12 protein-coding genes and 1 pseudogene are annotated in these 11,222 nt (G+C 70.0%); 6 read left to right on the top strand and 7 right to left on the bottom strand.

All coding sequences use genetic code 11. The features are described 5' to 3' along the window. Window positions 1–90, bottom strand: a pseudogene (locus IEZ19_RS22795) (hypothetical protein); the annotation flags it as partial. A gap of 332 nt (window positions 91–422) precedes the next feature. After that, window positions 423–572 carry a hypothetical protein gene (locus tag IEZ19_RS50910; RefSeq protein ID WP_229840634.1) on the bottom strand — a complete coding sequence of 50 codons (150 nt, stop codon included), beginning with the start codon at window positions 570–572 and terminating at the stop codon, window positions 423–425. A 630-nt stretch (window positions 573–1,202) separates the two neighbouring features. Between IEZ19_RS50910 and IEZ19_RS22785 the strand changes: the two genes are divergently transcribed. Continuing rightward, a complete protein-coding gene (locus IEZ19_RS22785) occupies window positions 1,203–1,958 on the top strand; it encodes a dienelactone hydrolase family protein (protein WP_189313117.1) in 756 nt (251 codons plus the stop codon). Between the two features lie 231 nt (window positions 1,959–2,189). Here the strand turns inward: IEZ19_RS22785 and IEZ19_RS22780 are convergent, their stop codons facing one another. Next, window positions 2,190–2,498, bottom strand: a complete 309-nt coding sequence (locus tag IEZ19_RS22780; RefSeq protein WP_189313116.1) for a hypothetical protein — start codon at window positions 2,496–2,498, stop codon at window positions 2,190–2,192. Between the two features lie 629 nt (window positions 2,499–3,127). Further along, a complete protein-coding gene (locus IEZ19_RS22775) occupies window positions 3,128–3,562 on the bottom strand; it encodes a hypothetical protein (protein WP_189313115.1) in 435 nt (144 codons plus the stop codon). A 302-nt stretch (window positions 3,563–3,864) separates the two neighbouring features. Between IEZ19_RS22775 and IEZ19_RS22770 the strand changes: the two genes are divergently transcribed. Then, entirely contained in the window at window positions 3,865–4,440 is a 576-nt protein-coding gene (locus IEZ19_RS22770) for a TetR/AcrR family transcriptional regulator (RefSeq protein WP_189313114.1), read from the top strand. A 246-nt stretch (window positions 4,441–4,686) separates the two neighbouring features. Here the strand turns inward: IEZ19_RS22770 and IEZ19_RS22765 are convergent, their stop codons facing one another. Beyond that, complete coding sequence (locus IEZ19_RS22765; RefSeq protein ID WP_229840632.1) at window positions 4,687–5,226, bottom strand: CGNR zinc finger domain-containing protein; 540 nt, start codon at window positions 5,224–5,226, stop codon at window positions 4,687–4,689. A 115-nt stretch (window positions 5,227–5,341) separates the two neighbouring features. Between IEZ19_RS22765 and IEZ19_RS22760 the strand changes: the two genes are divergently transcribed. After that, the gene (locus tag IEZ19_RS22760; RefSeq protein ID WP_189313112.1) at window positions 5,342–5,767 is read left to right on the top strand and encodes an SRPBCC family protein; all 426 of its coding nucleotides are present in this window, start codon (window positions 5,342–5,344) and stop codon (window positions 5,765–5,767) included. Between the two features lie 270 nt (window positions 5,768–6,037). On the opposite strand, the gene IEZ19_RS22755 is transcribed toward IEZ19_RS22760, so the two are convergent. Beyond that, window positions 6,038–7,597, bottom strand: a complete 1,560-nt coding sequence (locus IEZ19_RS22755) for a CehA/McbA family metallohydrolase domain-containing protein (protein WP_506005000.1) — start codon at window positions 7,595–7,597, stop codon at window positions 6,038–6,040. Between the two features lie 410 nt (window positions 7,598–8,007). Here IEZ19_RS22755 and IEZ19_RS22750 point away from each other — a divergent pair, with 410 nt between their 5' ends. The 3 genes from IEZ19_RS22750 to IEZ19_RS22740 all read left to right on the top strand — a co-directional run bounded on the left by IEZ19_RS22750 (window position 8,008) and on the right by IEZ19_RS22740 (window position 10,732). Then, window positions 8,008–9,054 carry an aldo/keto reductase gene (locus IEZ19_RS22750; RefSeq protein ID WP_189313111.1) on the top strand — a complete coding sequence of 349 codons (1,047 nt, stop codon included), beginning with the start codon at window positions 8,008–8,010 and terminating at the stop codon, window positions 9,052–9,054. Between the two features lie 73 nt (window positions 9,055–9,127). Then, window positions 9,128–9,946, top strand: a complete 819-nt coding sequence (locus IEZ19_RS22745) for an oxidoreductase (RefSeq protein WP_189313110.1) — start codon at window positions 9,128–9,130, stop codon at window positions 9,944–9,946. Between the two features lie 111 nt (window positions 9,947–10,057). Then, entirely contained in the window at window positions 10,058–10,732 is a 675-nt protein-coding gene (locus IEZ19_RS22740) for a TetR/AcrR family transcriptional regulator (RefSeq protein WP_189313109.1), read from the top strand. Window positions 10,733–10,760: 28 nt separating this feature from the next. On the opposite strand, the gene IEZ19_RS22735 is transcribed toward IEZ19_RS22740, so the two are convergent. Then, window positions 10,761–11,069 (bottom strand): SDR family oxidoreductase, encoded by a 309-nt coding sequence (locus IEZ19_RS22735; RefSeq protein ID WP_268248659.1) that lies wholly within the window; start codon window positions 11,067–11,069, stop codon window positions 10,761–10,763. Window positions 11,070–11,222: the final 153 nt, after the last annotated feature.

Here is an 11,222-nt window from a genome sequence, read left to right as displayed (position 1 = left end):
TCCGGTCGCGTCCTGCTCGACGGCGGCGATCGCCGGGACGCCGCGGCCCTCCTCGTACTGACGGCGCACCAGGTGCCCCGGGCCCTTCGGTTGTAGACCAGCGGGTCGTGGTTGCCCACGCCCTTCTTCTGGGACAGCCCCGGCAGGGCGTCGTACTCGGCGTTGAGGCCGATGACGGGACCCTCGGTGCCGTAGGTGGCGACGAAGGCGGTCGGGAAGCCCGCCGCGCCCCACTCGATGGTGAAGCCGTTGTCCTTCAGCAGAGTGGCGTGGGCTAGGGAGGACCTCCACTCGCGCAGCGACAGCTCGGCGTGCTGCCACACCTCGTCGCTCAGCTTCGTGATCGCGGCCTCGTTGGCCGTGATCCAGTCGAGCGCCGTCTGTTTGGCGGCGGTGGTCTGCGCCAGACCCTTGGGAGCCCGCTAGGAGGTGGGGGAGACACCGGTCTTCTCGTCGTACCCGAGAGTCGCGGCGAGCACCGGGTCGGCCTGGAGGATGGCCGCCGTGGTCGCGGTGGCGCCCAGTCCGAACATCTTCAGCAGGCGTCTGCGGCCCGGGTGGAAGTCGTTCACGTCAGTCTCGTCCTCGCAGTGTGAGGGAAGGGCCGGACAACCGGCCCCGTGACATGTGATCGTGACATGTCGTCAGGGATCATATGTGTCTGCTTGGAGGCAGTCATTCCTCTGCCGGATTCCAACTCGGGGTTGGGCGTGACTCGTTCGGACGGAAAACCCTGCGAGCGAGGAGGTCCAGGGTGACATGTCTCTCGACGCCGGGCTGGGTGTGAACCTTTGAGGCCTTGGGCACGTCATCATGTGGAGCCCCCGTCGCACGGTCGAGGTGCGACGGGACACGGCGGCCGTCCCGTCCCCCGTGGGGACGGCCGCTTTCCCCTGCTTGTGTATCTGATCCTCGTCTCTCGTCTCGTCCGACGGCGTCTGTGCCCTGGAACACCGGCGGGACCGTACGGCCGCCCTGCGTGACCGGCTCCACCGGCCTGGCCTGAGGCACGTCGGCATTCCCGGCGACGACGCCGTGTCCCCCCCCGGCGATTGGATCGGGACCGCCTGGCACACGTATTGAAATTCGTACCGGTGGACGGGAATCGCGGGATGAATCGAGGTGTTCAACACGTGTGAGCGAAGGGTCGCCTCGTTATGCCCCGTTCGCTAGATTCCTCCCTCGCAGAGAGGCACCACGCCATGAACGCCGTGACCGGAACCCTCGTGGACATCGCCACCGCGGACGGCACCGCCGACGCGTATCTCGTCCACCCGGACGACGGGAGAGCACACCCGGGTGTTCTGATGTACCAGGACGCCTTCGGGCTGCGCCCGCACCTGAAGGCGATGGCCGACCGGCTGGCGGCCTCCGGCTACACCGTGCTCGTCCCGAACGTCTTCTACCGGCACGGTCACGCCCCGGTCGTGGAGCTGCCCGAGTTCATCGACATGGAGGCCCGTCCCGACATCGTGGGGAAGGTGGTCCCGCTGATGCAGGCGCTCACCCCGGAGCTGTCGGAGCGCGACGCCGGTGCCTACCTGGGGTGGCTCGCGGAGTCGCCGCTTGCCACGGACGGGCCGGTGGGCATCACCGGCTACTGCATGGGTGCCCGGCTCGCGCTGTACACGGCGGGCACCCACCCGGACCGGGTCGCCGCGGTGGCCGGTTTCCACGGCGGCGATCTGGCGAGCGAGGCGCCCCACAGCCCGCACCTGCTCGCCGACCGGATCAGCGCCGAGCTGTACTTCGCACACGCCGACGAGGACCCGTCGATGCCCGAGGAGCAGGTCCGCCGCCTGGAGGACGCGCTCACCGAGGCCGGCGTCAAGCACCGTTGCGAGGTCTACGCGGGCGCCCACCACGGCTACACCCAGTCCGACACCGCCGCCCACAACCCCGAGGCGGCCGAGCGGCACTGGTCGGAGCTACTCGTCCTCTTCGCCCGCGCTCTTTAGGTCGGCGCGCTGAGTCAAGGTTCCAGTCCCTTCGGTCCCTGCGGGAACGCCGGGGCGCGGGCCCCGAGGCATGCACCGGGGACCTGCGCCCCGCTGAACCGTCGTCTTCGACTACGCGGCGTGCTACGGCGAGGCCCGCGCCGAACTCGCGGACTGGCTGCGCTGCGGGCGGCCGGAGGAACGCACCCATGTTGATCAGCGACAACGATGAATCGGGTCCTCGGACGTTGATCACGCACTGTAGCGACGGGATCGCATGGCGGTCGGCACTGCGGTCGGTCCCTCGGCGAGGGGAGCGCGTTCTGCCATATGCCAGATGCCGAGTTCCCCGCAGACGACTTCGCGTATCTCGGCGGTGGCCTCCTCGATGTCGAGGCCGCCCCGCAGAGCCCGTTCGCCGGGAGTGCGGGCTCTGTGCAGGGCTGCCTCAAGGGCGACCTGGGCATCGGGCGCCTCGTGCACCAGGTAGAAGTGCTGAACCGGTCGGCCCTGGTGGGAACGGAATGGGAATCCGACGAGCCAGACACTCTTGGTGACCATGAAGTACGCCCTTCAAGCACTGTGCGGGAGCCCGACTGGGCTTACGGCGCGGCGGCGTGCTGCTGCCGGGTGGTAACAGTGATGTCACTCATCCACCCCTCAGTGTTCATGTGAGGCAGCTGCCGTGGCATCCGTCACATGACTGTTGCTGTGAAGTGGTTCGCGTCGCACGTGTCGTTCCGGCTCTCCGGCACGGGGCAGGTCGTGGCCTTCTGGTGTGTGCCGGCGCCTCCGAGCGGGGTGTTCGAGACGGATGTGAGCGCGGCGCCCGTCACCCCCAGGGGGGCGACGGTCTCCGGCTGTTCCGTACGGCGCGGGTCGCCCGTTTCCGCTTTGCTTTAATGTCCGTTCCAGAACGGAGGGACAGATCCCCCAGCAGGGAGGCGATCTGGTCCTTTTCCCGCACGCGCCCGACCAGGCCGGTGTCGTGGTCCAGAGCAGAGTCGTCCGGGTCGTGCGCGATCACTTGGCGCCCTCCCGCACTTCCGCAGCGGACCGCCGGTGCGTCAGTCGGCGGTCGTACGCTCGCAGCCTCGAACCCCCCCGGTGCGCCGGACGCTCGCACTGCCGTCTGTCGGCATACGTGTTCACATACATCGCGTATGTGTGCCAGTCGTCCGCGAGCGCGCTCATCCGTGTGTTCCCTCGTCCGTGGCGCTGTTCTGCGCGGCGGCCGTCGCGTAGAGGGCGCGGATGCTGATATCGGTTCCGGACGTCAGACGGCGGAAGACCCAGTCGATCGGGTGGCACTCCCGGGCGTCGGGTAGCTCCACGACGAGGGATGCGGTGGTGGGGTGCGCGGCCTGGGCGGGCCGCCAGGCCCCGCCGACGTGCCGGGTCAGGATCTCGCCGACGTAGCAGCCGAAGGCGACGAGGGCTTCCGCCATCTCCTCACCGGTGACACCCTCGTCCCGGAAGCCGTCGATGATGTCCTCGACCAGGCCGATGCTCTCGGGGCTGTAGTCCAGTTCGGTGCCGCTGATGTCGGCCGCCGTCGCGACGATGGCAGCGGCGTGCCGGGGCGCGTTTCCGGGCTCCAGTAGGGGGTTCAGGTGCACCTGCATGTCGGTCCTCGGGCCGTTGCCGTCAATGTCGTCGAGGCTAACCCCACAGCGCCGGGTCGAGCATGTTTTCGTTCGTATCGAAACGGAACCCGGTCGGCCGTGGGCGAGACGAAGAGCACCTGGGTCTTACGGTGTGAAAGGGTGTGTACTCGTGCGCGCAGTCGACGAACTCATGCCCGCGGCGCGGCCGGTTGCCCAGAATGCGGAGAGTGCACCGTTTCCCACCCACGGCACCTCCGTCGACGCCGCACGGTGACCGCCGTCCCGCAGTGTTCGGGGTTTTGCGACGAAAGGATCCCGGTGTGGCACGCCCTCGTGAATTCGACACCGACGTGGCAGTGGAGCGAGCCATGCGCGTGTTCTGGAAGCAGGGTTACCACGCCACGACGATGCCGCGGCTCACGGCGGTGCTGGGTATCGGCAGCGGCAGCCTGTACGCGGCGTTCGGTTCGAAGGACGGCCTCTACGCCCAGGCCCTGAAACGCTACTGCGACGCTCTGGTGGCGGTACTCGAACGGGACCTGCGGGCCGGTGCCGACATCCGTACGGCCTTGCAAGAGATGCTGCTCGCGATGGTCGCGGCCGGTGTGGCGGACCCGGAGCGCGGCTGTCTGCTGGTGAACGCGACCACCGAACGCGCGGGCCACGAGGCCACGGTGCAGCAGGCGCGTACGACCATGGCCGCCGTGGAGTCCGTGCTGACCGGGGTGCTGGAGCGCGCCCGGGCGCGGGGTGAGCTGAACGCCGAGCGCAGTCCGGTGGAACTGGCCCGCTTCCTGACCACGTTCATCCAGGGCGTGCGTGTCGTGGGGCAGACGCGCGCCGACCAGGCGTTCCTGGAATCCGCCGTCGCCGGGGCGGTGCGGGCGCTGGACTGAGATCTCCGCGTACGGTGTCCCACGGCATTCGGTCATACAACTGAATCGCGGTCCCTTGAGTCCCTCATACTTTATGACAAACCATATATTTGCGGCTCTTCTGGCGGCCTGACTGACAGTCATGCGACTGATCCTGCACCTTCAGCTCGACGAGGTGGTCACCACCGCGCGTTGCTACGCCGACACGGTGGCCCGGGTCCGTGTGCAGGAGCGGGCGCATGGCGAGGGCTCTCGGACACCGGGTGCTCACGTTCGGCGGCGGGCCCGCAGTGCGGCTGCCTTGACGCGGTTCCCGCAGGTCCGCATCGCGCACCATTCGCGTCGACGGCCTCGTGACCGGTCGAGGTAGACCTGCGTGCAGTCGGGGCGCCCGCACTCGCGCAGCAGCACCGCGTCCTCGCCCGTGACGATCTCGACGGCCTCGCGGGCGAGTTCGCTCAGAGCCTGGGAGGCCGTGCCGAGACGGCTCGCGCCTCCGGGGCCCAGGCACATCACCACCGGCGCTCCCTCCGCCCACAGGTTCACCGCGGTGACCGCTGCGGCGGGGAACGGGCGGCCCACGAGTCGGGCCTGGACCAGGAGGTAGATCGCCTCCCGGAGTTCCCGGGCCGCCCGCAGATCAGGCTCGCCGGATCCGGGTCTGTCGTCGAGCAGCCCGGCCTCCACGAACCACGAGTCGAGCAGCCCGGGGGTGCCGATCCGCTCGATCGGAACCGGCGCACGCCGCTCCTGCAAGGTGCCCACGAAGTCGAGGGTGGGCGTTCCGCAGAGAAACACATGTCTCACATGACCCTCCTGACAGGTGACATGAGACCCAGGGTAACCGCCTTGACAGGTGACGGAAATCCATGGGAGTCTTCCGTCACCGGCCAGAACAGTTACTTCTTGGTGAGGAAATCCCATGGCAGTCGTACGGTTCCACCTCGTCTCCACGCTCAGCCCGAAGGACGTGCTGGGAGTTCTGACCGACTTCGGTCCCTCCCGCGCCGAGGCCTGGCCCACGATCGACGCCGAACACTTCGAGGTCCACGATCGCGGAGACACCTGGGCCGAGGTCACCGAGGGCACAGCCGCCGCCTGGGAGCGCACGCGCTACGAGTGGGAGCCGGACGGCGACAAGGTCACCATCAGCACCCTCGACTCCAAGCTCTTCGGAGCCGGCGGCGGCTGGACCTTCAAGATGACCCCCGAGGGCGACGGCACCCGGGTCGACGTCCAGCTGACCCGGGTGCCCGGCACCGTCAAGGGCAAGGTGCTCGCCTCCCTGCTTCCGCTCGCCACCGGGTCCCTGCGCAACTCCTTCGCCGGTCCCCTCCACGCCAAGTGACCCACCCGTGGGTCAACCGCGGCGACGCACACAGCCCCGAGGGACCGGCAACGCAGGCTGTCGGTCCCTCGGGGCTGTTGTCGTCCGCCGGTCAGGCGAATCCGCTGGGGCGGGATGTTGGGCGCGGCCGTGATCGTACGGAGCTGCCGGAATATACGTATGTAGAACGCCGCCGACCTTGACACATGTGAAAGGTGTGCCGAGCCGGACGGTCCGGCGCGCGGGTGGTCCGGCCGGCCATGGCACCCGCGCGCCCGCGAACCGGTGCGATCAGTCCTTGACGCGCAGGACGATCGGGTTGGTCAGCGCCGCCATCGGGCCCCACTGGAGGTCCGGGCCCATGGTGTTGCCCTTGCCGGGGGTGCCGTCCGCCTTCGGGTGACGGACCTCGGCGCGTACATACGCGGCCAGCGAGGCGGTGGTGCGCCACACGACCGTGCCCGTGCCGGAGGTGTTCAGCGATTCCTGGTGCATCTGGCCCTCGTCGGTGATGAACCGCACCGTGCCGCCGGGCACCCCGGAGACCTCCAGGCGCACGTCGACGGGCGTGTCCGCGGCCACCTGGAGCGTCTCGGCGATACCGGCCTGACGCCCGCCGCCGGTCGCGGTGAAGGCGACGGTGACGGCGGAGGACTCGGCGACGTAGGTACGGCCCTCACGGATGCCCTGGATGATCGCGGGCCGGGACAGGTCGTCGGCGTACACGACCGTCTGCGGCAGCCCGATGACCTGCGGCACGCTGTGCGCGTCGCTGTTGGCCATGGCCGGCAGCCAGTCCCTGCCGGAGCGCATCGCGGTGCCGAGCATCGCGTCCCAGGTGTCGACGGCGGACTCGTCGTCGTAGGTCCACGGGCCGTTCCACACCTCGACGGCGTCCGCGTCCTCGTAGCCGAACTTCCACTGGGAGGCGATGTACGGGCAGTAGGGGTGTGCCGGGACGACCAGGCCGCCCTGGCGGCGGACCTGGCGGGCGAAGCGCGGGAAGGCGTCGTCCCGCGAGCGGTAGCGCCAGTCGATCCACGAACCGGAGTCCAGGCCCAGCGCCAGCCAGTGGCCGTTGCGGGTGGTGATCTCCTCGCCGTTGATGATCAGCAGGTCGGGGCCGTCGTACGCGCCCCACACCGCGTGCGCCGAGGAGGTGTTGTGGTCGGTGGAGACGATGAAGTCCAGGCCCGCCTCGCGGGCGCCGGCCGCGACCTCGGAGGGCAGGCGCTTGCCGTCGGAGTGCACGGTGTGCAGATGGCAGTCGCCGCGGTACCAGGCCCGGCCGCGCCCCTTGGCACGCTCGCTCGGGTAGTCCGGCTCGAAGGGGGCGCCGGCCGGGCCGTAGCGCAGGGTGACGGTGACCGAGTAGTCCATGCCCTGCGGTGCCACCTGGTAGGGGCCGAGGATGATGTGCCAGGTGCCGGGGTTGACCGGGCCGGGGAGGTAACCCGGCGTCGTGTCTTCGCTGTTGACGACGAACGAGGTGCGCGCGCCGCCGGACCAGCCACGGAAGCCCCGGCCGCCCAGCGCGGTGCCGCGCTCGTCGAAGATACCGATGTCGCAGGAGTTGCCGGGCGTGCCACTGGGCACCGACGGCTTGTCGTACGTGTAGGAGACGGCGATCTGGTTGACGCCCCGGGGGACTTCGACCGGCAGGTGGACGAAGTCGGCGGCGCCCGTGTCCAGGTGGCCGGTGACGGTGCGCGTCACCTCGGTGCCGTCGGCGGGCGTGCCGGGCGCGGTGGCCCCCGCCTCGTCGGCCGCCGCGAAGCCGACGGGCGCCAGGGTCAGCACGCCGGCCGCGCCGAGCACCCCGCCCGCCATCAGCAGGGCTCGGCGGTCCACGCCCGCGTTGCTCTCAGCAGCCGGTCTTGCACCGTGTTCACAGGTTCCGGACTGGCACATGGCGATTCCTCCTGAGTGCTCTGAGTACGTGCTGTGTCGTGCGACCCCGGAACAGTCGTCGCCCTGGGTGAAACGACACGCACTCCACGGGGAACCCTTCGCCACGGCTGGTTGAAGCCGGGGCGACGGACGGCTGCCGTATCGACCGCTGTGTGCCTCTCTGGCACGTATGTCGCTGTGATTGACACGTGTCAGAAGATCGGAGTCCGGGTGTGATGTGACGCCAGACACGCCACCCAGTCGGATTCGACAAGAGGCCAGTGGACCTTTATTGTGGAGCATGTAAGGTTCCAGTGGCCTCTTATGGAGGTCGCTGGTCGAGTTGAATGAGGGCAGGGTTGGTCCAGGCGATGAACGAGGACACCGCACGATTCGCGCGCACACCGTTGGGCGGCTCGGGCATCTCGGTGCGGCCCGTCGGCCTCGGGCTCATGGGGATGTCGCAGTTCTACGGCGCGGCGGACCCGGAGGCCTCGGTCACCACCATCCAGGAAGCGATCGACCTGGGCGTCGAACTGTTCGACACCTCGGACTACTACGGGGCGGGCAGCGCCGTGCCGGGAAGTCCGGTGGCCGGCTTCGGGCACAACGAGGAACTGCTGGGCCGTGCCCTGCGCGGACGCCGGGACCGGGCGGTCGTGGCGACCAAGTTCTCTGCGCGCCCCTCCGCCGAGGGCGGCAGCTTCTTCGACGGCCGCCCCGAGTACGTCAGGGCCGCCTGCGAGGCCAGCCTGAAGCGGCTGGGCACCGACCGGATCGACCTGTACTACTACCACCGGCTGGACCCGGCCGTGCCGGTCGAGGACACCGTGGGCGCCATGGCCGGCCTGGTCGCCGAGGGCAAGGTCCGGGCGATCGGCCTGAGCGAGGTCACCCCGGAGATCCTGCGGCGGGCCCACGCGGTCCACCCCGTCGCCGCCCTCCAGAGCGAGTACTCGCTGTGGGAGCGCGGCATCGAGGCCGAGGTGCTGCCGGAGTGCCGCCGCCTGGGCGTCACCCTGGTGCCCTACAGCCCGCTGGGCCGCGGCATGCTCACCGGCACCCTCCGCCGCAGCGCCGAGTTCGGCACCGAGGATTTCCGGTCCACCCTGCCCAAGTTCCAGGGCGACAACTTCGAGCACAACCTCCGACTGGTTGACGCGCTGGAGGAGTTCGCCGCGAGCACGGGCGACGCTCCCGGCCAGATCGCCCTCGCCTGGCTGCTTGCGCAGCCGCACGACGTGGTCCCGATCCCCGGTGCCCGGCGCCTCGCCCGCGTCGTCCAGAACCTCGAGGCGACCTCCGTTCGGCTCAGCGCCGACGACGTCGCCCGCCTCGGCGCCCTCTTCGACCCCGCGCGGGTCAGGGGCGGCCGGTACGGCGCGCTCCACACCGTTGCGCGCGACACCCGTGCGTAAGTGCCCATGGCATCCCGCCCCGGAGGCCATGGCCGCAAACCACCGCCACACGAAAAGAAATCGAGGCATCGTCATGAGCAAGACCTGGCTGATCACCGGCAGTTCCCGCGGTCTGGGCCGCACGCTCGCTGAGTCGGTCCTGGCGGCCGGCCACACCCTGGTCGCCACCGCCCGGCACACGGAGTCCCTCAACGATCTCGCCGACACCTACGGCGACCGGGTGCGGCTGGTCCCCCTGGACGTGACCGACGCGGCCGCCGCCGACAACGCGGTGCGGACGGCGGTGGAGGCCTTCGGCCGTCTGGACGTGGTCGTCAACAACGCCGGCTACGCCGACATGGCCGCCATCGAGGACATGTCCGAGCAGGCCTTCCGCGACCAGATCGAGGCCAACCTCTTCGGCGTCGTCAACGTCACCCGGGCCGCCCTGCCCGTCCTGCGCGAGCAGGGCTCCGGGCACATCATCCAGATCTCCTCCGTCGGCGGACGCGTGGGCGTGCCGGGCCTGTCCGCCTACCAGGCCGCCAAGTGGGCGGTCGGCGGCTTCTCCGAGGTCCTGGCCCAGGAGGTCGCCCCCCTCGGCATCAAGGTCACCGTCGCCGAGCCCGGCGGAATGCGCACCAACTGGGCCGGTTCCTCCATGGACACCCCGCTGGTCAGCGCCCCCTACCAGGCCGTCGTCGGCGGAGCCATCGCCGCCATCCGCGGCGCCGACGGCAATCAGCCCGGCGACCCGGGCCGCATCTCGCAGATCCTGCTCGACATCACCGAGACCGACGAGCCGCCGCTGCGGCTGCTGCTCGGCAAGGACGCCGTCGCCGTCGCCCAGGCCATGGCCGACCGAATCGCCGCCCAGGACGCCGCCTGGCGCGACGTCAGCGAATCCGCGTGACAGCCGGCACACGCAACGCCCAGGCCCCGGCTGCGTCGGCGCCGACGGGACATAGGGTTACCGCGGGCGGCGCCGGATGCCGGCCGTGAGTGAACTCTCGGGGAAGCGACGATGACAGACGACCGGCCGACGGACTTTCAGCGCGCGCGCAGCGCCGAGCAGCGCGAGATCCGCAAGCGGGTCATCCTCGAGGCCGCGGCCCAGCTCCTGACGGAGATGCCGGTCAGCGAGATCAGCCTGCGGGAGCTGAGCCGACGGGTCGGGCTGTCCAAGACCAACGTCGTGCGCTACTTCGAGACCCGGGAAGCGGTGTTCTTCGCCCTGCTCAACCGGTCGTTGGAGCAGTGGATCGAGGAACTGCCCGCTGACCTGGCGCCCGCCCGGGCGGCCGGTGCGGCCTCGCTCGAGGCCCTGACGGCCGCACTGGCGGGGTCCCTGGCCGGCCGGTCCTCGCTGTGCGAACTGCTCAGCTCGCTCGGATCCGAACTGGAACGGAACATCTCCAGCGAGTCGGCGCGCGACTTCAAGCTCGCCCACGTCCGGCTGCTGAGCGAGCTGGCGGATCTGCTGCGGCGGTACATCCCCGAGCTGACCCCGTCGGCCGCCCGTGAGCTGGTCTCCCTGACCGTCGTGTGCACGGCAGGGCTCTGGCCCTTCGCCCATCCCTCGGCGGCCGTCGCCGAGGCTCAGCGAGACCCCGAACTCGCCGACACGAGGGTCGACTTCGCCGAACGGCTCGGCCGCACCCTGCACGTCGTCGCCACCGGACTGCTGAGCCTGGGCTGACGACCGCGGCGGGTCGGGGACGGCGGCACTACGGCCCTGCGAGCCGGGTCACTCCGCCGTTGACGTGAATGTTCCGGTCGCTGACCCACCGCGAATCCGGACCGGTGAGGAAGGCGATCACGTCGGCGACGTCGGCCGGGTCGTCCAGTCTGCCGAACGGCGACGACTGAGCCGCCTTCCGCAGCGTGTCCTCGCTGTTCACGGCCCGCAGCAGGCCGGTGTCGGTGAAACCGGGCGAGACCGTGTCGGCGGTGATGCCGCGTGCCCCGAGCTCGTGCGCCGCCACGGCCGTGAACCACTCGACGCACCCTCGCTGCCCACGTGGACGGTGGCGCATCGCGCATGTGCCGGACCGCGTCCTGGAGGGCGAGGAATGCGGCATTCGCGTTGACGGCCATGACCTGGTCGTAGTCCTCCTCGGTGACCTCCGAGATCGGCGAGGGAACCGAGGCGGCCTTCGAGGGGTGTTCACGAGTGGGTGTGACGTGCG

This window comes from Streptomyces brasiliensis, assembly GCF_014647875.1.
Taxonomy (GTDB): domain Bacteria; phylum Actinomycetota; class Actinomycetes; order Streptomycetales; family Streptomycetaceae; genus Streptomyces; species Streptomyces brasiliensis.
Note: the sequence above shows the minus strand (reverse complement) of the source record. Positions and strands in the feature narration are given on the sequence as shown.

Excerpts from the sequence above, each read along its gene's own strand:
- IEZ19_RS22750 (WP_189313111.1), top strand. The coding sequence starts at position 8,008 with ATGAACGAGGACACCGCACGATTCGCGCGCACACCGTTGGGCGGCTCG.
- IEZ19_RS22745 (WP_189313110.1), top strand. The coding sequence starts at position 9,128 with ATGAGCAAGACCTGGCTGATCACCGGCAGTTCCCGCGGTCTGGGCCGC.
- IEZ19_RS22760 (WP_189313112.1), top strand. The coding sequence starts at position 5,342 with ATGGCAGTCGTACGGTTCCACCTCGTCTCCACGCTCAGCCCGAAGGAC.
- IEZ19_RS22780 (WP_189313116.1), bottom strand. The coding sequence starts at position 2,498 with ATGGTCACCAAGAGTGTCTGGCTCGTCGGATTCCCATTCCGTTCCCAC.
- IEZ19_RS22740 (WP_189313109.1), top strand. The coding sequence starts at position 10,058 with ATGACAGACGACCGGCCGACGGACTTTCAGCGCGCGCGCAGCGCCGAG.
- IEZ19_RS22785 (WP_189313117.1), top strand. The coding sequence starts at position 1,203 with ATGAACGCCGTGACCGGAACCCTCGTGGACATCGCCACCGCGGACGGC.
- IEZ19_RS22775 (WP_189313115.1), bottom strand. The coding sequence starts at position 3,562 with ATGCAGGTGCACCTGAACCCCCTACTGGAGCCCGGAAACGCGCCCCGG.
- IEZ19_RS22735 (WP_268248659.1), bottom strand. The coding sequence starts at position 11,069 with ATGCGCCACCGTCCACGTGGGCAGCGAGGGTGCGTCGAGTGGTTCACG.